The 23,089-nt window shown below is 53.5% G+C and carries 12 protein-coding genes; 11 read left to right on the top strand and 1 reads right to left on the bottom strand.

The window, feature by feature from the left end:
- The first annotated feature begins 106 nt into the window (after positions 1–106).
- From LX87_RS05300 to LX87_RS05250, 11 genes are all read left to right on the top strand, one after another.
- Positions 107–2,422 carry a PSD1 and planctomycete cytochrome C domain-containing protein gene (locus LX87_RS05300; protein ID WP_111627098.1) on the top strand — a complete coding sequence of 772 codons (2,316 nt, stop codon included), beginning with the start codon at positions 107–109 and terminating at the stop codon, positions 2,420–2,422.
- 4 nt (positions 2,423–2,426) lie between these two features.
- Positions 2,427–3,881, top strand: a complete 1,455-nt coding sequence (locus LX87_RS05295) for a DUF1501 domain-containing protein (protein ID WP_111627097.1) — start codon at positions 2,427–2,429, stop codon at positions 3,879–3,881.
- Positions 3,882–3,921: 40 nt separating this feature from the next.
- The gene (locus tag LX87_RS05290; RefSeq protein ID WP_111627096.1) at positions 3,922–6,096 is read left to right on the top strand and encodes a c-type cytochrome domain-containing protein; all 2,175 of its coding nucleotides are present in this window, start codon (positions 3,922–3,924) and stop codon (positions 6,094–6,096) included.
- A 48-nt stretch (positions 6,097–6,144) separates the two neighbouring features.
- Positions 6,145–6,789: an RNA polymerase sigma factor gene (locus LX87_RS05285; RefSeq protein WP_111627095.1), complete on the top strand. Its 645-nt coding sequence runs from the start codon at positions 6,145–6,147 to the stop codon at positions 6,787–6,789.
- A 69-nt stretch (positions 6,790–6,858) separates the two neighbouring features.
- On the top strand, positions 6,859–7,992 hold the full coding sequence (locus LX87_RS05280) for a FecR family protein (RefSeq protein ID WP_111627094.1): 1,134 nt from the start codon (positions 6,859–6,861) through the stop codon (positions 7,990–7,992).
- Positions 7,993–8,238: 246 nt separating this feature from the next.
- Positions 8,239–11,628: a TonB-dependent receptor gene (locus tag LX87_RS05275; protein ID WP_229310549.1), complete on the top strand. Its 3,390-nt coding sequence runs from the start codon at positions 8,239–8,241 to the stop codon at positions 11,626–11,628.
- Between the two features lie 20 nt (positions 11,629–11,648).
- Positions 11,649–13,187, top strand: a complete 1,539-nt coding sequence (locus LX87_RS05270) for a RagB/SusD family nutrient uptake outer membrane protein (RefSeq protein ID WP_111627492.1) — start codon at positions 11,649–11,651, stop codon at positions 13,185–13,187.
- Between the two features lie 119 nt (positions 13,188–13,306).
- Positions 13,307–15,655: a PSD1 and planctomycete cytochrome C domain-containing protein gene (locus LX87_RS05265; RefSeq protein WP_111627093.1), complete on the top strand. Its 2,349-nt coding sequence runs from the start codon at positions 13,307–13,309 to the stop codon at positions 15,653–15,655.
- Between the two features lie 5 nt (positions 15,656–15,660).
- A complete protein-coding gene (locus LX87_RS05260; protein WP_111627092.1) occupies positions 15,661–17,118 on the top strand; it encodes a DUF1501 domain-containing protein in 1,458 nt (485 codons plus the stop codon).
- A 173-nt stretch (positions 17,119–17,291) separates the two neighbouring features.
- Positions 17,292–20,048: a DUF1553 domain-containing protein gene (locus tag LX87_RS05255; protein ID WP_111627091.1), complete on the top strand. Its 2,757-nt coding sequence runs from the start codon at positions 17,292–17,294 to the stop codon at positions 20,046–20,048.
- A 190-nt stretch (positions 20,049–20,238) separates the two neighbouring features.
- On the top strand, positions 20,239–21,744 hold the full coding sequence (locus tag LX87_RS05250) for a glycerophosphodiester phosphodiesterase (protein WP_170139304.1): 1,506 nt from the start codon (positions 20,239–20,241) through the stop codon (positions 21,742–21,744).
- A gap of 94 nt (positions 21,745–21,838) precedes the next feature.
- Here the strand turns inward: LX87_RS05250 and LX87_RS05245 are convergent, their stop codons facing one another.
- Positions 21,839–23,074: an alkaline phosphatase family protein gene (locus tag LX87_RS05245; protein WP_111627089.1), complete on the bottom strand. Its 1,236-nt coding sequence runs from the start codon at positions 23,072–23,074 to the stop codon at positions 21,839–21,841.
- Positions 23,075–23,089: the final 15 nt, after the last annotated feature.

The following is a 23,089-nucleotide window of genomic DNA, read 5'->3' as shown; positions in this document are numbered from 1 at the left end:
TGAATCGTATCAGTTCTTTACCCGCCATTTTCGTTAATTGCTTATTGTTTTGGGCTATGGTCGCCGGGCCGTAATCCCGCAAATTTCCTAAACCTGAATAGTAGTAATGAAGCGGTTTTTTTATTTGATCGGCGCATTGACCGGCTTTATGGGGATGATGCAAGCCTGTCAGACGGATTCAGCCACGAAAGCCGACGATGCCAAACTGCCGGATGTGGTGAGTTATAATTTTGACATCCGGCCCATCCTGTCCGACAAATGCCTGGCCTGCCACGGACCCGATGCCAACAAACGCGAAGCCGGTTTACGGCTCGATGTGGCCGAAAGTGCCTTCAAAGCCTTGCAGGAAAATCCATCGGCCCACGCGCTGGTGGCGGGCAAACCCGAGGTATCGGAAGCGTTTCTGCGGATTACGACGCAGGACACGTCCCTGCTGATGCCCCCGCCCTCGTCCAACCTCAAACTCTCCCAACGCGAAATCAGGCTCATTGAGAAATGGATCAAGCAGGGCGCCAAGTACGAAAAACATTGGGCGTTTGTGCCACCCCAGAAACCGGCGCTGCCCGAGGTTGACCAAAAAGACTGGCCCAAAAACGAGATTGACTACTTTATCCTGCACAAACAGGAACAGAAAGGTTTGAAGCCCAACGAGGAAGCCGACAAAGAACGGCTGCTGAAGCGCCTGAGCCTGGATTTAACGGGATTGCCGCCGAGTCTGGAAATGATGGACCGGTTTATGGCCGACAACAGCCCGAACGCCTACGAAAAAGCCGTCGATCAGTTGCTGAAAAACCCGGCTTACGGCGAGAAAATGGCCCTCCACTGGCTGGATCTGGCCCGCTACGCCGATTCGCACGGGTATCAGGACGACGGCTACCGGACGCAATGGCCCTGGCGCGACTGGGTGATCCACGCGTTCAACAAAAACATGCACTACAACGACTTCGTCACCTGGCAGTTGGCGGGCGATCTGTTACCCAATTCGACCAAAGAACAACTGCTGGCGACGGGTTTTAACCGCAACCACAAAATCACGGAAGAAGGGGGCGTTATTCCGGAAGAATACCGGATTATGTACGTCACCGACCGGACGGATTTGTTTGGAAAAGGTTTGCTCGGCGTCACGATGGAGTGCGCACACTGCCACGACCATAAGTACGATCCGTTTTCGCAGAAAGAATATTACCGGCTGTTCGCGTTTTTCAATAATGTGGCCGAAGTCGGCATTGAGTCGGTGATCGGCGGGCCGGAAACCTACGCCAAAAAACCGTTGATGGAAATCAGCGACAAGGATGTAAAAGACATTCTGACGTTCGTCAACAAACCCGACACCAACCGGCTGATTGTCTCGGTGATGGGCGACCTGGATACCCTCCGCAAAACGCACATCCTTAATCGGGGCAACTACGACGCGCCGGGCGATGTGGTGGAGCCCGGAACACCCGAAGCCATTCTGCCCTTCAACAAAAACTACCCCAAAAACCGTCTGGGACTGGCGCAGTGGCTGTTCGACAAAAAGAATCCGCTGACGGCCCGGGTGTATGTCAATCTGCTCTGGCAGGAATTTTTCGGCAAAGGCATCGTCAAAACCTCCGGCGATTTCGGCATGCAGGGCGATTTGCCCACCCACCCGGAACTGCTGGACTGGCTGGCCGTCGATTTCATGAGCCACAATTGGGACATTAAACGGCTGGTGAAACAGATGGTGACATCGGCCACCTACCGGCAATCGGCGGTGGTTCCACCGGAAAAGCTTAAAAATGACCCGGATAACGTATATCTGGCGCGGGGTCCCCGCTACCGCATCCACGCCGAATTTGTGAAGGACCTCGTTCTGTCGAGCAGCGGCTTGCTGAACCAAAGCATTGGTGGGCCGAGCGTTAAACCGTACCAGCCCGCCGGTTTGTGGGAAGGTGCGACTTCCGGACGGGGTTTACTCTCCACCTACAACCAGGACCACGGCCCGAGCCTGTACCGCCGGGGTATGTACACACTGATTAAACGGACGGTTCCGCCCCCATCAATGGCGATTTTCGACGCCAGCAACCGGGATTTGTGCGAAGTAAAACGGCTCCGGACCAATACGCCCCTTCAGGCCCTGGTGATGATGAACGACCCGACGGTATTGGAAGCATCGCGCGTACTGGCGGCTAAGTTGTTGCAGGAAAACACGGCGGATAAAGACAAGATTTCCAAAGCCTTCCGCCTGATTGTGGGCCGAAAACCGCGGGAGCAGGAAGTGGAAATGCTCACGGCTTATTACGAAAAAGAAACGAAATCCATCAAAAAACCGGTAGCCGAAAAAGCGGTATCCGTAGGTGAATACCCCATTCCGGGGAACGTTGACAAAACGAAACTGGCGGCTTTAATGCGTGTAGTTTCAACAATTTACAACCTGGAAGAAACCATTACAAAGACTTAATCACATGGAAAAGGAAATCCTGGAACACGGCTTTAATTTCAACCGGCGTCGGTTTCTGTCCCGGTTAAGTTTAGGATTGGGCAGCGCGGCCCTGGGGTCGCTTATGATCCCCGATCTGTTTGGCGGAAACAGCACCGACGAAGAAGGGTTCACCCCCGGCATTCCGCACTTTGCGCCCAAAGCCAAACGCGTCATTTATCTGTTTCAGAACGGCGCGCCCTCGCAGCAGGAACTGTTTGATTACAAGCCCAAACTGCGCGAAATGCTGGGGCAGGAAATACCGCCTTCGGTGCGCGGTAACCAGCGGCTTACGGGCATGACGGCCAATCAGTCGTCGTTTCCGCTAGTGGGTTCGTTCGTCGATTTCAAGCAGTATGGCCAGTCGCGGGCGTGGGTGAGCGATCTGTTTCCCTACACGGCCAAAATCGTGGACGACCTCTGCATCGTCAAGTCGATGTACACCGAAGCCATCAACCACGACCCGGCGCTGACCTTTCTGCAAACCGGCTCGCAGCAGGGCAACCGTCCGAGCATGGGCGCGTGGCTGAGCTACGGACTGGGTAACGAAAACAAGAACCTGCCCAACTTCACGGTCCTGCTGTCGCGCGGTGTCGGCAACGGGCAGGGGGTTTATTCCAAACTGTGGTCGAACGGTTTTCTGGATTCCATTCACCAGGGCGTGCAGTTCAGCAAGGGCGAAGACCCGGTGTTGTACCTGCGCGACCCGGAAGGCATGGACCGCCACGCGCGCCGGGATATGCTCGATAATCTGGCCAAGCTCAACGACATGGCCTATCAGGAGTTTGGCGACCCAGAAATTACGGCGAAGGTGAAACAGTACGAAATGGCGTACCGGATGCAAACCGCCGTGCCGGAAGTCATGGATTTGTCGAAAGAACCGGACGATATTGTCAAGCTCTACGGCCCCGACTGTCTGGTACCCGGAACCTATGCCGCCAACTGCCTGCTGGCCCGAAAACTGTCCGAAAACGGCGTCCGGTTTGTGCAGCTTTACCACCAGGGTTGGGACCAGCACGGCAACCTGCCGTTCGAAATTGCCAAACAGGCCAAAGACGTTGATCAGGCGTCGGCGGCCCTGGTAACCGATCTCAAACAACGCGGTTTGCTGGACGAAACGCTCGTCATCTGGGGCGGTGAATTTGGCCGCACCAGCTACACCCAGGGCAAACTGACCGCCGATAACTACGGTCGCGATCACCACCCGCGCTGCTTCACGATCTGGATGGCCGGGGGCGGAATCAAACCCGGTATGGTCTACGGCGAAACCGATGAGCTGGGCTATAACATCGCCCAGAACCCCGTCCACGTGCACGATTTTCAGGCGACGGTCTTGCACCAGTTGGGCCTCAATCACGAAAAATTGATTTTCAAACACCTGGGCCGTCGCTACCGCCTGACCGATGTATCGGGAAAGGTTGTGCGCGACATCATTGCCTGAAAAAGTACCCCATTCCTAAACCCGCTGGATTAATTTTGTGATGACTAAAAAGGTCAAAAGTCTGGCCGAGCAGGCGTTGTTTGCTTCGGCCATCTTCATTCTATTTCTCTTGCTGTTCGAGAGCCGGATTGTCGTACCGGCCTGGGTGCAGTCCATTGGGCGGATGCACCCGCTGTTTCTCCACTTCCCGATTGTTATTCTGCTGCTGGCGATGGCGATGGAACTGTTTCGTTTCAATGCCGCCAATTCGACCAACGAGTTCTACCGGGACTTTCTGACCAACCTGCTGCTGGTCGGTCTGCTGTCGGCCGGAATTACAGTTATTATGGGCTTGTTTCTGTCCAAAGAAGACGGCTATTCGGGTCAGGTGCTGCAATGGCATAAGTGGACGGGCGTACTGCTTTTTTACCTGTCCTGCTTCATCTACTGGAGTCGCACAAAAAGCTGGTACAAGGCTCCGCTGGCCAAGTCCACGGCCATTTTGACGGTTTTTCTGCTGGTGGGCGCGGGTCATTATGGCGCGGTTTTGACGCATGGTGATGATTTCATTTCGGGGCCGATCATGAAGCAAACCGAAGCCGAACCGGTGGCGCTGGATCAGGCGATGGTCTACAAGGATGTGATTAAACCCATTTTTGAGCAGAAGTGCGTCAGTTGCCACAATCCTGAAAAATTAAAAGGTCAACTGAGTATGGCTACGGAGGAAGCCCTGCTGAAAGGCGGTAAATCCGGCAAGCTGTTCAAACCCGGCGACCCGAAAGCCAGCCTATTGCTTCAGCGGATTCATTTGTCGGAAGAAGACAAAAAACACATGCCCCCCAAAGGCAAAACCCAGTTGACCACCGACGAAATGACGCTGCTGGCGTTGTGGGTGAAAGGCCGTCCGGATTTCAATGAGAAGGTCATCGACTTGCCGCCCTCGGATTCATTACGACAACTGGCATCAAGCCGGTTTAAATCGGCCGATCCGGTGCAGGAAATTTACCGGTTTGCCGCGGCTGATGAAGAAGCCGTTCAGAAGCTGAACAACGACTACCGCACGATTGCCCCGCTGGCCAAAGGCTCCCCGGCGCTGGCGGTCAACCTATATAATCAAAGCACGTATTCCGCCGAGAAATTGCAGGAATTGAGCGACATTAAAAGCCAGATCGTTTCGCTGAATCTAAACAAACTGCCGGTGAAAGATGCGGATTTGAAAACGATCAGTCAGTTTGAAAACCTGCAACGACTGGATTTGAATTTTACGGATGTGACGGGCCAAAACCTGAAAGAACTGGCCAGGCTGCCCCATCTGAAAAGCCTGACGCTGTCCGGCACCAAAGTTACCTACGCCCACTTGCAGAACCAGATTCGCGACTTCAAAAGCCTGCAAACCGTGGCGTTGTGGGAGACGAAGTTAACGCCGTCGGAAATTCAGCAGTTGCAGAAAGCGCACAAAAATATCACGTTCATCGCCGGTTTTAAAGACGATGGCAGCAATCCGCTCACGCTCAACCCGCCGGAGATTAAAAACCCTTCGATGGTTTTTGATCAGTCGCTGGCGCTGGCCCTGCATCACCCAATCAAAGGTGTGCAGATCCGCTACACCACCGACGGTACCGAGCCCGACAGCATCCATTCGCCGGTTTTCAACAACAAAACCGTGCTGACCGACCGGACCACCATTAAGGCCAAAGCCTACAAAGATGGCTGGTACGGCAGTAGCGTAGCCACGTTCGACTTCTTTAAATCCGCCTACAAACCCGACAGCATCATCCTGCTGCAACCGCTAAACCGGGTCCACCAGGCCGACGGCCCCAAGTCTTTCTTTGACCGCAAGCTGGGCACCTTTAACGCCAACAGCCCGGCTTGGGCCAATAACTGGACCGGCGTTCGCAACAACGACATGGTGGTGGTTTCGGAGTTTAAAAAACCGATTACGGCCTCGTCGGTGGCCCTGCGCATCATGATCGAAGAAGCCACCGGTATTTTTCCACCGGCCACAGTGGAAGTCTGGGGCGGAACTAGCCCCGATCAGATGAAACTGCTCTCGACGGTTAAACCGAAGATGCCGGCCAAAGGTGACGAACATTCGCTGACCAACGTGACCTGTACGTTCAAACCGCAAACCGTGGCCTGTCTGAAGGTCGTTGCCAAACCGTGTACGCTGCCGGAATGGCACGGCGGCAAGGGCAAGCCGGGGCTGGTGCTGGTGGATGAGATGTTTATTAATTGACGCCAGTATGCGGACGCTTTGAACCGCATTGTTAATGAGTAACGGCATATGGATCAGAAGCCCCTACCCTTCAATCGTCCCGCAGAACTTGTTGTATGGCAACGGTTTCTGTCAGGCGATACCGTGGCTTTTGAGTATCTGATGTCTTCTCATTTTCAGGCTCTGTTTCGGTACGGCAGTAAATTTTCAAAAGACAGGGAGTTTGTCAAAGACTGCATCCAGGACCTGTTTCTGATCCTTTGGGAACGTCGTGACCGACTCAACACAGAGGTGGCAGTGAAGCCTTACCTGATGACGTCGCTCCGTCGGCTGATGAACCGAAGCGGGCAATCCAAACCCGGCTTATCGAATGAGATTCCCGACGACGACCAGGGAGCCTTTGACATCGAATATTCGGTGGAAGAGGAATACATCGAACAGGAAAGCGTCCGGGTCCTCACCCAACGGTTCAAAAAGCCGCTGGATGAACTTCCCAAACGGCAGAAGGAAGTCATTTATCTGAAATTTTTTCAGGAAATGGACCGTAACCAGATTTCGGAGGTGATGGACATTACTCCCCAAACCGTATCCAATCTGCTTCAGATTGCCATCAGACAACTGAAAGTGTACTGGAAATTTGAATTCTTAACGCTGCTTCTGGTCTATTTTACGGATACCCAATTCTATTGGCACCATTCTATTTTTTTAAAATAATTCTGATTTTTTTGGTATCACGGCTGTGATTTCGTCTATCGTAGAGTATAGATAGATGCACAGGCAGGTATGGACCAGTACAAGTACAGAAGTTACAAAACCGGCGACTTTGTCTGGGATCCTTTTTTCCGGCAGTGGGTGCTTACACCCACCAGCGAGACGGATTTCTTCTGGAATCAATGGATGCAGGAAAACCCGGACCGCGCCGACCGGATTCACGAGGCCCGAAGCGTTGTGCTGTCTCTTCAGGTAAAGGAATCTACGCTGCCTGCGCACGAAATTGAGGAGGTCGTCAAATCGACGATTTCCAGAATCCAACAGCCGTCATCATCAGCCCCGGAATATAAGCAACTCCCCTTACCGGTTTACAAACGCAGTTGGTTCCAGGTGGCGGCATCAGTCAGCGTTGTTCTGCTGGCAGGATGGCTGACTCGCCACTCTCTCCATTCCGAACGGCCGTCCGCCCTGTTGAAATCGCCCTTCACAATTACCCAAAATCAGCCATCATCCGTTACCGATACCGCGAATACCTCATCTCAACCGATCTTGATTCACCTTAGCGATGGCAGTACCGTTACCCTCGCGCCCGCCAGCCGGATTCACTACGCAAAAAACTTTTCAACTCTTAAACGGGAAGTCTACCTCAGCGGAGAAGCCTTCTTTGACGTTGCCAAAGATCCGGCCCGGCCTTTTCTGGTATATTCAAAAGGCCTGGTTACTAAAGTTTTAGGGACTAGCTTTACGGTAAAAGCCTATAAAAGTTCGCGGGAAGTTATCGTAGAAGTGAAGACCGGGCGCGTTTCGGTGTTTGCCCAGTCGGACCCCAAAGCCAGGGAGAAAGCAACCAACCACGAACTGGAAGGGGTCATTCTTTCTCCCCATCAGAAGATTGTCTATAACACGGATGAAGTACGGATGCGAAAGACCCTGGTGGAAAAGCCGGTGTTACTCAAAACCGCAGTTCAGCCTTCATTCCGTTTTGAAGACAAACCCCTGAGCGAAGTTTTTGCTTCTCTCGAAAAAGCCTACGGTATTCCGATTGTGTATGATAAAGACCTGATGATGGATTGTCCATTGACGGCATCTCTGGACGGTATGTCATTGTATAATCAGCTAACCATCATCTGTAAAGCCGTAGAAGCCCGGTATGAACTGGTAGAAGGGAAGATTATCATTCACGGCAAGGGATGTAAAACAAATTGAATCATACCTGTTAAGCCGGTTTGTATACTGGCTGAATTCTTTTTGTGATAGCAATAACCTAAACCCTTAAAACTTTATACGGTATGATGACCGCAAAAACCTGCAATCTGAAAAGGTGCCGGGCGGAGTTCGTTCGGCCCGGTTAAATTCCAGCACTTCTGTTCAAAAATGTTTGTGATGCTACTCCCCGAAAAAGGGGAGCCGGGAAAACTATTGCCTACTCAAATTCCTATACCCTTAACTTTTATGAAAAAAAACGTACAGTATCGCCAATTCGCCTGTCGAATCATCTGTCGAAACCTGGGGCTTACTGCGATTCAGGCCTTGTTCGCTTTATGCTTCGCCAGACTGGGCTACGCCAGCGACGGCCTAGCCCAATCAATTCTTAATCAGAAAATTACGATCAAAGCGCAGGACATGCAGATTAAAACGGTCCTGAGCCAGTTGGAACGGCAGATAGACGTCCGTTTCGTGTTTAGTTCCAAACTGATTCAGTCCAGCCGAAAAATTACCCTTTCTGCCGAAAACAAACCCCTTCAGCAGGTACTGGACCACATCCTGAGCCCGCTGGGATTGCAGTATGAACTAACCGGAAAGGTCATTATCATCCGACGCGAAGAAGTTACACCGGTACCACTTCCACCGGTGGGCCAGGTTGCCCCCAAGCGGGCGGTTTCCGGAAAAGTACTCGATGAAACCGGGAAAGGATTGCCCGGTGTCAGCGTCGTTGTGAAAGGAACGCAGCGGGGTACGATTACAAACGGGGAGGGCGGTTTTCAACTGGAGACGGAAGACAATGCCACCCTCGTTTTTAGCTTTGTTGGCTACAAAAGCCAGGAGGTGACGATGGGCAACCAAAACACCCTTTCCATTGCGCTGGCTCCGGAAGACCGGGCGCTGGAGGAAATCGTGGTGGTGGGCTACGGCACGCAGAAACAGCGGGAAGTTACCGGTTCCATCGCAACACTGCCGGCGGCCCAACTGGAAGATCAGCCGGTGGGCCAGTTTGCTCAAAAGCTTCAGGGGCGCATTGCCGGTGTCCAGATCAACCAGGCTTCGGGAACACCCGGTAGCGGAATGGCCATCCGGATTCGCGGAGCGGCTTCCATCAATGCCGGCAATACGCCCCTGTATGTGGTCGACGGGTTTCCGATTGTGGGCGGTATCAACAACATCAACCCCAACGAGATCGAAAATTTCTCCGTCCTGAAAGGCGCTTCAGCGGCTGCTTTATACGGTTCGCGGGCGGCCAACGGGGTCATTCTGATCACCACGAAACAAGCCAAAGAAGGCCGGACCACCATCCAGTTCAGCGCCACCTACGGCATTGCCCAGGTTCCGCAGCGGGGGCGGGCAAAACTCATGAATGCGAAGGAGTTTTTACAGGATCGGAAAGAAATTTTTGAAGATAAAATTAAATACGAAGGGTACACGGGCGGTATTCCGGAGCTGTATCAAAACCCCGAAGCCTATACCGGAAAAAGCACCGACTGGTATAATGAACTATTGCAGACGGGCGGGCAGAATAGCTATAACCTTTCCATTTTATCAAACAAAAACAATTTCAGTTCGGCCACAACCCTCGGCTATTACAAAGAGAAAGGGGTGGTCTTGAACACCAATTACGAGCGGTTTTCCCTGCGGTCCAACAATCAATACAAGATCAATGACTTTGCCCGGGTCGGCATCAACATAGCCCCAACCTATCAGCGTAGTCTGAATCAGGAAACCGACGGTTTCTATAGCACGATCTATTCGGCCATCATTACGCCACCCATCTTTTCGCCCGATGACAAAAACCCCGATGGTTCCGACAAAGTTAGTTTTACCGGACCGGGGCTTTTTACATTTCCGAACTGGAAAAAAACGCTTCTGGAAACCACCAACCGGTCCAACTCAACCCGGATCCTAAGCAACGCCTACGCCGAGATCGACTTTCTCAAGAATTTCCGGTTTAAAAGCTCCCTCTCCCTGGATCTGGAAAGCCGGAAACAGCGAATTTTCAATCCCTCGACGGCGGGCGGCATTTTTGCCCCCCCGCCCAAGCTGGCCACCGGCTCGTATGAAACGAATGAATATACATCGTGGCTGACCGAGAACACCCTCAATTACAGTAAAACCTTTGCGACAGACCATCACGTCGAAGCACTGGTGGGGTATTCGGCCCAGCAGTTTCGGCAGGAAACCAACCGGCTGACGGGCACCAGCTTTCCGGATGACGCTGTTACCTGGATTGACGCGGCTGCTATCAAAAACGGGAACAGCTACTCAACCGAATGGTCGCTGCTTTCGATGTTTAGCCGTGTAAACTACAACTACAAAGGGAAATACCTGCTGGCCGCTTCCATTCGCCGGGATGGCTCCTCCCGGTTTGGCTCCGTAAACCGCTGGGGCGCTTTCCCCTCCATATCGGCGGGCTGGATCATTTCAGACGAAGGCTTTGCCCAGAAATGGAACGGCCTGAGTTACCTGAAATTACGGGCCGAATACGGCGATGCCGGCAATTTTAACATTGGTAATTACAGCCAGTTTGGCAACATCCTCTCCACCAACTACACGTTCGGAAATGCCCTTGTACAGGGCCGAAGCCCCAACACAATTGGCAACACCAGCCTGACCTGGGAAACCACCACCGGAATGGACATTGGTCTGGATGTGGGGCTGTTGAACGACCGGATTTCGCTGACGGCGGATTATTACAACAAAAGAACCAAGGACATGCTGTATCAGGTGGATATTCCGACGGGTACGGGTTTTTCCAACATTCAGGACAACATTGGCGAATTCCATTTCTGGGGGTATGAATTTGGTGCCAACACCCGGAACCTGGTTGGAAACCTGAAATGGAGCAGTGATTTCAATATCTCTTTTAACCGAAACAAGGTCATCAAGTTAGGAACCAATGACACGCCCATCGGCGGCATTGGCAACTATTCCAGTACGATCTGGAAAACGGAAGTAGGCCATCCCATCGGGCAGTTCTACGGCTACGTATTCGATGGCATTTACAAAACACAGGAGGAGTTTGATACGCAGCCCAAACACAGTACATCTGCGGTTGGCACCATGCGCATGAAAGACATCAACGGCGATGGAGTCATCAACACCCTGGATAAAACGTACATCGGCAACCCCAATCCGAAATTTGTTTACGGCCTCAATAATACATTTTCTTACCAGAATCTGGATCTGAATATTGTGATTTCAGGAGCCTACGGTGGGAGAATGTACTATGCACTGGCGGAATGGACCGAAACACTGGAAGGGATTTTCAATATCGAAACGTACATGAAAGACCGCTGGCGGTCGCCCGAAAACCCCGGTGCCGGTATTGTCGGACGGTCACTGTCGGGAACCACTGAATTTCCGCGCAATGTACAGGACCGCCTGGCGCTCGATGCATCCTATCTAACGGTAAAAAATATTACGCTGGGCTACACCTTGCCGAAAGTGTCGAAATACCTCTCCAAATCCCGGATCTTTTTGAGTGTACAGCAGGCGCTGGTTCTGACCAACTACAAAGGGGCCAATCCGGAAGCCAGTTTCAACGGTTTGAGCGGTCTTAGCGAAGGGGTCGACATCAGCCCTTATCCAGTTCCCCGCACGTTTGCACTGGGCCTGAATTTAAATTTTTAATCGTATTGGAAACCAAAGACATGAAAAAGCTTCTGTATATATCGTTCTTAACGACCTTCCTCCTAACGGGCTGTTCCGAAGATTTTCTGGAAAGAGTGCCGGAAAGCTCCGTCACATCCGGTAATTTTTACCAGACCGAGGTCCAGTTCGAACAGGCTATGGTGGGTGCTTATGCGGCCATCAGAGACGCCAAAGGATCTATTGCCGCCTGGTGCATGGGGGAGATGCGTTCTGACAACACGCACCTCGAGTTTAACAACACCAACCGCGGACCGGCCTACATTGAACGGGAATACACCGATTTCTTTCTGGATGATGTCACCAGTACGCTGGTTGCCGACAAATACAACCGGTGTTACATCGGCATTGCCCGCGCCAACAACATCATCGACTACCTGCCCGGAGCGGGGTTGAGCCAACAGGTATCCGACCGGCTTACGGGTCAGGCCAAGTTTTTACGGGCGCTGTTTTATTTTGATCTGGTGCGGTATTTTGGCGGTGTTCCGCTGTACCTGAAAGCCGTGTCCGGAGCCAGTGATGCCTATCTTCCGCGTTCGTCCGTCGACGAGGTGTATAAAGTCATTATCGACGACCTGAAAGACGCCATTACCAAACTGCCGGTGCCAGCATTTCCACAAACGGGACGTGCCACGCAGGCAGCCGCTAAAATGCTGCTGGCCGATGTGTATCTGACGCAGAAGAATTTTGCACTGGCCGAAACCGAATTGAAAGAGATTGTCCCGATGGGTTTTACCCTCCTGCCCGACTATGCCTCGGTTTTCAGCTTATCGAATAAAAACAGCCGGGAATCGCTGTTCGAAATCCAGTACCAACAGGGGAATCAGGGGCAAAACAGCAACTTTCTGTATCCTTTTCTGCCCCTGGCTTCGGATGTCAGCCGGATCACCGGCATCACCTCACAAAACCGCCAGGGGGGCGGCTGGAACGTCCCGACGTTCGAGATGATTGGCACCTATGAACCCGGCGACAAGCGGCTGGAAGCGTCGATTGCCATTGCTGAAGGTACCGGTGTGGTGGGCGATATGACCATTGAAGCTGTAAAAAGCCCGATTGGTTATGTCAAACCCGCTGGTAAAAGGGCGTATCCGTTCATCAAGAAGTATCTGCACGCCCACAGCCTGGAGCAGAATACCGACGACAACTTCCCGATTTATCGGTATTCCGATGTGCTCCTGGGGCTGGCCGAAGCCCTCAATGAACAAAATAAAAGTGCCGAAGCGCTGACCTATTTGAACCCAGTCCGGGTTCGGGCGGGTCTGGCCCCGTCGACGCAAACCAGTCAGGCGGCTCTGCGGGACCTGATCGCCCACGAACGACGCGTTGAATTCGCCTTTGAAAACAAACGCTGGCTGGATTTGGTCCGCACCGGTAAAGCCATCGAGGTGATGAACAAGAACGGGGAGTACATCAAGGCTTTTCATGCCGGCGAATCGTATCTGCCCGGCACCAGTTACAATGTAACCCCGCAGCGTTTGCTTTTCCCGATACCCAACCGCGAAATATTAATCGGAAAACTGCAACAAAATCCGGGTTATTAACGCGTCATTTAGATTAAAAAACCACGTTTACCTGTTTTATAAATGAGACGCTTCACGGCGGTTTATTTATAAAACAGGCTTTCAAATTTAATTCAACGAATCGTAGTCCAGAAGTTGCAATGAGAAGGCTTTGTTATTTACTGCTCATGGTGGCCGGTAGTACAGGCACTTTCCAATCCTGCTCGACGGGTTTGACGAGCGGGTCAGCGGAGGAGAAATTACCGGAAACCGTCAGCTATAACTTTGACATCCGGCCCATTCTCTCCGACAAATGCCTGGCCTGCCACGGGCCCGATGCCAACAAACGCGAAGCCGGTCTGCGGCTCGATGTGCCCGAAAGTGCCTTCAAAGCCTTGCAGGAAAATCCATCGGCCCACGCCATTGTCGCCGGAAAACCGGAATTATCGGAAGCGTTTCTGCGGATTACGACGCAGGATACGTCCCTGCTGATGCCCCCGCCCTCGTCCAACCTCAAACTCTCCCAACGCGAAATCAGGCTCATTGAGAAATGGATCAAGCAGGGCGCCAAGTACGAAAAACACTGGGCCTTTGTGGCTCCCAAAAAAGCCCCCCTGCCGCCCATTGATCAGACGGAGTGGCCCCGGAATGAAATCGATTATTTTATCCTGCACAAACAGGAACAGAAAGGTTTGAAGCCCAACGAAGAATCCGACAAGGAACGGCTGCTCAAACGGGTCAGTCTGGACCTGACCGGACTACCACCCGACTTGTCGATGATGGATCAGTTTTTGACGGATACCCGCCCGGATGCCTACGAAAAAGTAGTTGATCAGTTGCTGAAAAGTCCAGCCTATGGGGAAAAAATGGCGCTGCACTGGCTGGATCTGGCCCGCTACGCCGACTCCTACGGCTATCAGATGGATAATTTTCGGACGCAGTGGCCGTGGCGGGATTGGGTCATTCATGCCTTTAACCAGAATATGCCGTACGACCGGTTTATCACCTGGCAGCTGGCGGGGGATTTGTTACCGAACCGCGACGGCGGACCGGCAACCAAAGAGCAGCTACTGGCGACGGGCTTTAACCGCAACCACAAAATTACCGAAGAAGGTGCCGTAGACGAAGAAGAATACCGGGTTACCTACGTGACCGACCGCAACGACACCTTCGGCAAGGGGCTACTGGGGATCACGCTGGAATGTGCGCATTGCCACGACCACAAGTATGATCCGTTTTCGCAGAAAGAATATTATCAGCTCTTCGCATTTTTCAACAACGTCGATGAAATGCGCCCCAAATACACGGCCATCGACCCCACCGTCGGCAAACCAGAGTCGTATGCAAAAAAACCGCTGATGGAAATCAGTAACGACGATGTAAAAAGCCTGTTGAAATTCGTCAACAAACCCGACACCAGCCGCCTGATTGTGTCGGTAATGGGCGATCTGGATACGCTTCGCAAAACCTACATTCTGAAACGGGGGGTTTTCAATGCCTATGGCGACGAAGTGCAGCCCGGCACACCCGAAGCCATTTTGCCGTTCAACAAAAATTATCCCAAAAACCGTCTGGGGCTTTCGCAGTGGCTGTTCGACAAAAAGAATCCGCTGACGGCCCGGGTGTACGTCAATCGGATCTGGCAGGAATTTTTCGGGCAGGGCATTGTCAAAACCTCCGGCGACTTTGGGATGCAGGGCGAGCTTCCCTCCCATCCGGAACTGCTGGACTGGCTGGCCGTCGACTTTATGCAGCACGGCTGGAACATCAAACGGCTGGTGAAACAGATCGTCACATCGGCCACGTACCGCCAGTCGATTGTCGTTACGCCCGAAAAGCTGCGGGCCGATCCGGAGAATGTGTTGCTGGCCCGGGCGCCACGCTACCATATTCCTGCCGAACTGGTGAAAGATCTGGTGCTGGCGAGCAGCGGTCTGCTGAACCGCGCCATCGGCGGCCCCAGTGTAAAACCGTATCAGCCGCCGGGTCTGTGGGAAAGCGCCACCGCCGGGGGCGACGGTATGTTGTCCACCTACAACCAGGATCAGGGTCCGGCCTTATACCGGCGCGGTATGTACACGTTCATCAAGCGAACCGTGCCGCCCCCCTCAATGGCGATTTTCGATGCCAGCAACCGCGACCAGTGCGAAGTAAGCCGGCTCCGGACCAACACACCGTTGCAGGCCCTGGTGATGATGAACGACCCGACGGTATTGGAAGCATCGCGCGTGCTGGCGGCCCGTCTGTTGCAGGAAAATAGTGGAATGGAAACCAAAATCGGCAAAGCATTCCGGCTGATTGTGAATCGAAAACCGACTCAGCAGGAACTGAGTGTACTCATGACCTATTTCGGTGAGGAAATGCAAACGATGAAAAAAACGGACCCTGAAAAAGTGCTGGCCGTCGGGGAATATCCGGTTCCCGAAAAGATCGATAAAAAGCGGCTGGCGGCACTGATGCGCGTTGTATCGATGATTTACAACCTGGAAGAATCCATTACTAAATCCTGACCGTCATGGAAAAAGAACTGCTGGATCATTTACTGACCTTCAACCGGCGTCGATTTTTCTCGAAGCTAAGTTTAGGGCTGGGGAGTGCTGCGCTGGGTTCGCTGCTGATCCCGGACCTGTTCGACAAACGCAGCGATTCCGACGACCCTGATTTCATTCCCGGAATCCCGCATTTTGCTCCGAAAGCCAAGCGGGTTATTTACCTGTTTCAGAACGGTGCCCCTTCTCAGCTCGAAACGTTCGACTATAAACCCAAGTTGCGGGAGCTTTTTGGCAAAGACCTCCCGCCGTCGGTGCGGGGTGGGCAGCGACTCACCGGTTTTACCGCTACCCAGACCACCCTGCCCATGGCCGGATCTTTCGTCGATTTCAAACAGTACGGCCAGTCGCGGGCGTGGGTGAGTGATCTGTTTCCGCACATAGCCAAAATTGTGGACGATCTGTGCATTGTGAAATCCATGCACACCGAAGCCATTAACCACGACCCGGCCATCACATTTTTTCAGACGGGTGCCCAGCAGGGCAATCGTCCGAGCATGGGCGCGTGGCTGAGCTACGGACTGGGCAACGAAAACAAGAACCTGCCCAACTTCACGGTATTGATTTCCCGGGGAAAAGGCAACAGCCAGGGCGTTTATTCCAAACTGTGGTCGAACGGTTTTCTGGATTCCATTCACCAGGGCGTGCAGTTCAGCAAGGGTGAAGACCCGGTGTTGTACCTGCGCGACCCGGAAGGCATGGACCGGCAGTCGCGCCGGAAAATGCTCGACCGCCTGGCGGAATTAAACCAACTGGCGTACGAGCAAGTGCATGATCCGGAGATTAATGCCAAAATTAAGCAGTACGAAATGGCCTACCGAATGCAAACTGCCGTGCCGGAAATTACGGACCTGTCGAAGGAACCGGACGACATCGTCAAGCTCTACGGTCCCGACTGTCTGGTACCCGGAACCTATGCCGCCAACTGCCTGCTGGCCCGCAAACTGTCCGAAAACGGCGTCCGGTTTGTGCAACTCTACCACCAGGGTTGGGACCAGCACGTTAATTTGCCCGAAGAGATTACCGGCCAGACCAAAGACGTTGATCAGGCGTCGGCGGCCCTGGTAACCGATCTCAAACAACGCGGGTTGCTTGATGAAACGCTCGTCATCTGGGGTGGTGAATTTGGCCGCACCTGTTTTAGCCAGGGAGAGCTGACGAAAGAGAAATACGGTCGTGATCACCACCCGCGCTGCTTCACAATCTGGATGGCCGGGGGCGGAATCAAACCCGGTATGGTCTACGGCGAAACCGATGAATTGGGCTACAACATCACCCAGAACCCGGTCCACGTGCACGATTTTCAGGCGACGGTCCTGCACCAGTTGGGCCTCAATCACGAAAAATTGATTTTCAAACACCTGGGCCGTCGCTACCGCCTGACCGATGTATCAGGCAAGGTTGTCCGCGACATTATTGCCTGAAAAAGTGGCAAGCCGGGGTTGGTGCTGGTGGATGATCTGTTTATTAATTGATGCCGAAGCCGTGGAACGTGCCTGACAGCCAACACATCCCAGAAGAAAAAAAGCGAAAAAGTCCGCTTTTTTTCCTAAATTCCGGTTCCTAATGACCCGATAATAACCGTTCCTGAATTCCCATGAACTACAAACTCCATCTGGTGGGTGCCGTCCTGGCCGTGGTGGTCTTGTCCTCCTTTTTGTGGGTGGGACTGTTTGAGGATAAAGTTGATTTCAACACGCAGATCAAACCGCTGCTCAACAAACACTGCATTGCCTGCCACGGCGGGGTCAAAAAAGCCGCTAACTTCAGTTTGCTCTTCAAACACGAAGCGCTCCAGCCCGCCAAATCCGGTAAACACCCAATTGTCCCCGGCGATGCGTCAGCCAGCGAAATGATCCGCCGGTTGACGCTCACCGACCCCGAAGAACGGATGCCGCTGGATGCACCCCCGCTCAACCCGGAGGAAATCGAATTGCTGAAAAACTGGATTGATCAGGGCGCCGAGTGGGGGGATCACTGGGCCTATCAGTCCGTCAGACAACCAGACGTACCGCAAATTGGTACATTCTGGGCCCGGCTGGGGCTGGCCGAAAGCGACGAATTGAAGTGGGCTAAAAACGAAATCGACCATTTCATTCTGGATAAACTCAAAGCGGAAAACCTGAAACCGTCGCCCGAAGCCGACAAAGCCGCCTTGATTCGGCGCGTTTCGCTCGATCTGACGGGCTTACCGCCTACTGAACAGGACGTGACGGCTTTTCAGCAAGACACCTCGGCAAATGCCTACGAAAAAGTAGTGGACCGGCTGCTGGCATCTCCGGCTTTTGGCGAACGCTGGGCAGGTATGTGGCTCGATCTGGCCCGCTACGCCGACACCAAAGGCTACGAAGCGGATTTGTCGCGCACTATGTGGCGATACCGCGACTGGTTGATCAAAGCCTTCAACGCAGATAAACCGTTCGACCAGTTTACCATTGAGCAACTGGCGGGCGACCTGCTGCCCAACCCCACCGACGATCAACTGGTGGCCACGGGTTTTCACCGCAACACGATGACCAACGACGAGGGCGGTACACAGGATGAGGAGTTTCGGGTATCGGCCGTGATCGACCGGGTGAATACCACCTGGGATGTGTGGCAGGGCACGACGTTTTCCTGTGTGCAGTGTCATAGCCACCCCTACGACCCGTTTGTACACGAAGACTACTACAAATACCTGGCTTTCTTCAACAATACCCGCGACGAAGATGTGCCCAGCGACACCCCCACCCTGCGGTTTTACAAAGGCGACGATTCGCTGAAAGTCCAGGAACTGCAACAATGGCTTACCAGCCAGTCGGCTCCACGCCCGACGGTTCGGGATGCCATGCGGCTGGTTCGGGTGGTGGAGCCAAAAATCAACTCGCACAGCTTTGATGAGTACGTCAATGCCTCGCTGATGGGCGCCATGTACACGGCCATCCAGCACGGCGGCTCGGCCCGGATCAAAAATATGGAACTCACGGGTAAGAATCGGTTGCTGATTGCCTGGGGTACCAAAGCCGAAAAAGCCGTGATGTCCGTTCGTCGGGATAGTGTCAACGGCCCGGTCTTGCTGACACAGCCGGTCGCCAAAACCGGCAGTCCCTGGAAAGACACCACCCTGATTTTTGCCCTGCCGGACGTATCGGGGCGGCACCACCTGTACCTGACGCTCGACAGTCCGAAAATGCCCAAAGAATGGGTGATGGTGAAATGGGTGGCACTGCAACCCGCCCTGCCCGGTCAGCCCGCCCACGCGCTGGGGCCGATGGACCAGAAACTGGGCGAACTGCTGAACGCCAAAGCCGAGGTTGTGCCCATTCTATACGAAGGAACCGGCGATCTGGCCCGGAAAACCCACGTTTTTGAGCGGGGCAACTGGCTGGTCAAAGGAAAACCCGTGCGGCCCGATGTACCCAAATCCCTGCCATCCCTGCCTGAAAATTCACCTCAAAACCGTCTGGGGCTGGCGCAGTGGATGGTCAGTCCTGAACACCCGCTCACCGCCCGCGTGGCCGTCAACCGCTTCTGGGAGCAGTTGTTTGGTACCGGTATCGTCGAAACCGTTGAGGATTTTGGTACGCAGGGCATCCCGCCCACCCACCGCGAACTGCTGGACTGGCTGGCCGTTGAGTTCATGGAAACCGACCGCTGGAGCGTCAAGAAACTGCTCAAAAAGATGGTGTTATCAGCCACATACCGTCAGCAATCGGCGGCCTCGCCCGAGTTACTGGCCAAAGATCCGTTCAATAAACTGCTGGCCCGGGGTCCGCGGGTTCGGCTGTCGGCAGAACAGGTGCGCGATCAGGCGCTGGCTGTGACGGGTTTGCTGAGTTCCAAATTGGGTGGTCCGAGCGTGATGCCCGCCCAGCCCGACGGCATCTGGCAGTCGCCCTACAGTGGCGAAAGCTGGAAACTCAGTTCAGGTGAGGACCGCTACCGGCGGGCCCTGTACACCTACTGGAAGCGCACGGCCCCCTACCCCTCCATGATTACCTTCGACAGCCCCAGTCGGGAGTTCTGTCAATTGCGAAGATTGCGAACCAATACCCCCTTACAGGCACTGGTGACGCTCAATGATCCCGTATATGTGGAAGCCGCCCAGCGACTGGCCGAAACGATGAAGTTGCGCGGAAAAACGCCCGAACAGCAATTGCGGGCGGGCTACCGGCTGGTGATGCAACAGGAAATACGGCCGAAGAAACTAACGGTATTGAACCGGCTGTATCAGAACACCATAGCGCATTACCGGCAACACCCGCAGGAAGCCGTGCAACTGCTGGCCTGTACGGAAGCGACGCCGGAACTGGCAGCCCTGACCGTTGCGGCCAACACCCTGCTGAATCTGGACGAAGTGGTTACAAAAGAATAAAACCCCGGAAAGGAACCGGTTTTATTACACCCAAATGCGGTAACTTCCGGTAAGAAGGCGGGTAGTTAGAAATTCCTGGCAGGTAAGTAAATGGTTTGGGCAAGCTCCCCAATTCGGAACAATGTCCCCCAATCCTTGAGTAAGAAGCAAGCTTTCTTCTCTTCTTATGCTGTTTACTAACCCATTTTCTATGCTACGAATCGCCTTAGCCTCTCTTTGTTTTTACTGTTTTGCCGGTCTTTTTTTTCAATCCAGTGCGCAATCCACGCATCTGGGCATCACCGCACACCGCGGCAATTCAACTCAGTTTCCGGAAAATACCCTGCCTGCTTTTAAAAGTGCCCTTTCTCTGGGCGTCGATTGGGTGGAACTGGATGTGTATAAAACCAAAGACGGCAAGCTGGTGGTGCTGCACGACGCAACGACCGGGCGGGTGGGCAACCAGAATCTGGACGTGGCCCAGTCAACCTACGACCAGTTGAAAAAAGTGGATGTGGCCACGGACTTTCGGAAGCGAACCGGAAAATCCAGCCGCGAATGTCCTCCGCAGACCATCCCGTTGCTGGAAGATGCGCTGAAACTTTTTGCCGCGCAGTCGAAAACCCGGGTTTCCATTCAACCCAAAACCGACTGTGTTGCCGAAGCCATTGCCCTTGTCCGCAAAAACCAGATGGAAAAAAAGGTGGGGTTCAATGACGGCAATCTGGCCTACATGGCAAACGTCAAAAAACTGGCCCCGGCTATTCCGGTTTTCTGGGATCGCCCGGCGAACAGCGACATTCAGGAAGATATCCGAATTGCAAAAGAACACAGTTTTGAGTCGTTGGTCATCAACGAAAAGGGTCTGACGGAAGAAAAGATCAACCAGTTGAAAATCGCCCGCATCGAACCGGGCGTCTGGACGGTGAACGAGCGGGACGATCTGATTCGTTTTCTGGATATGGGCGTAGCCCGGATTTATACGGACGATCCGGCCCTGTTGATTGATTTAAAAAAAGTACACCAGACGGTGGTTTGTGAAGGTGCCTACGAAGTGCATTTGCAGGGCATTTGTACCGACCAGAAATCGTCCATTTACTGGAGCTGGACCACAGCCATTGTCCGGACCGATATGCAGGGGAAAATCCTCGCCAGCGTAGCGGCTCCCAGCCACCAGGGCGATTTGTGTTACCACAACGGAAAACTATACGTAGCCGTGAACCTCGGGGAGTTTAATAAACCGGCGGGTGAGGCCAAATCGTGGGTATATGAGTATGATGCACTTAGCTTGAAGAAACTGAATGAATATCCGGTTCCGGAGCTGGTTCATGGTGCCGGTGGTATGGAATTTCATCAGGGCAAATTTATGATTGTGGGTGGGCTGGTACCCGGCATAAATGAAAATTACGTGTATGAATACGATGAAAAGTTCCGGTTTATCCGTCGCCATACCGTCGCCAGCGGCTATACATTAATGGGGATTCAAACCATTGCGTATGCGAACGGAACCTGGTGGCTGGGGTGCTACGGCAAGCCCGCTGTGACCTTGCGAACGGATGACGCGTACCGGTTTCAGGGACAGACGGTTTTCGATGCATCGCTCGGCATTGCTCCGTATTCCAGCACCCATCTCTGGATTGGGAGTAATGTCCGACTGCCCGGGCAGGGCCATGTGGGCCGGGTGCGTCTGGTAGCGATCGAAAAAATAGCGCAGTAACGCGGAAAAAGGCCGGGCCGTCACCTCTTGATCAAAGGCAGAAGATCGGGAGGTGACGGCCCTTTTTGGCTTTTTGGGTTTCGGCAAAACGGTTTTACTCCACAATCCAGCGCCCCAGGTTGTTATACCGCCCTTCCAGCACGATTTTGTAAAAACCGGCGGGGAGCTTTGCAACATCAATAACGGTTTTTTCAGCACGGGCGGGCACTTCATCCATCAGCAGATAAAGGTCGCGCCCCCCCTCCTCAAACTGGTTGGTGGTCGTGAGCCAGATTTTGACGGCGCCTTCCGGGTCGGCGGCTTTCCAGGTCAGCGCAATTTTCCCGGCTTCTTTACGGGCCGTCGGGTCGGTGATCGACAGTTTGCCGGTCAGCGGAATACCGTCGATTTCAAACGCCTGTTCTTTCGGAATCGAAACGTTCAGGTGCCGGGCCATCGTCGGCATGATATCGACGACGCCGGGCAGGGCTTTCCTAAAGTATGGATTCAGGGCTTTGGCGTTGGTCACAATCCACGTGCTCCGCTCCCGGTCCGACTGTCCGCCGTGGTTTTTGCCCATATCGGCGCTGCGGCCGTGGTCGGTCGTGATAAACACCTGCCAGTCTTCCCCGAACGTTTTCTGCCGCTCCTTCACGGCTTTCCACAGGCGACCGATCTGATCGTCCATGATCCGAATGGCGCGGTGGAACTGTTCGCTATCACCGTATTTGTGGCCCATGTCGTCGGTATATTCCAGGTACACCCACGACAGATCAGGGCCTTCCTGCCGGATGTAAGCCGCAGCTTCGTTCACCACTTTTTCGTCGATCTTGTGAATGTATTCCCGCTCGGCATCGTGCGGAAAATTAATCGTGTCCAGCTCAAAACCGTCGAACGAATAATCCAGCCGCAGGTGGCCGGTCGCTGCCAGCCCCTCGCCCACCAGCTTGGTCCGGTTGTCGAGCCAGGTCGAGAAAACCGCCGTTTTTTTGTGCGGATACTGGGTTTCAAAAAGCCGGAAGATCGTCCAGTAGTGGTAATTCGGCGCCTTGATGCTGTTGTCCCAGACGTTGTGCTTATTGACCCACGTACCTGTCAGCAGACTGTTGTAGCCCACCGCCGAAATGGTCGGCGTCTGCGAATATGTCCCTTTCTGCCCACCGACGTACGCCCGGGCGTAACCGCCCTCCTTGGCAATCGCGTCCAGATTCGGTTTGGCAATTTTCTCGATTACATCGGCCGAAATACCGTCTACAATCACAAAAAGGGCTTTTTGCCGGTCGATCTGGGCCCAAGTGATCTGAGCAACAAGGCAACTGGTAGCAAACAACAATACGGTTTTGGAAAACATTTGGGTTACAGAAGT

Origin of the sequence: Larkinella arboricola, from assembly GCF_003259745.1 — a bacterium.
Lineage (GTDB): Bacteria > Bacteroidota > Bacteroidia > Cytophagales > Spirosomataceae > Larkinella > Larkinella arboricola.
The sequence above is the reverse complement of the archived record's forward strand: the minus strand, read 5'-3'. Positions and strand labels throughout refer to the sequence as shown.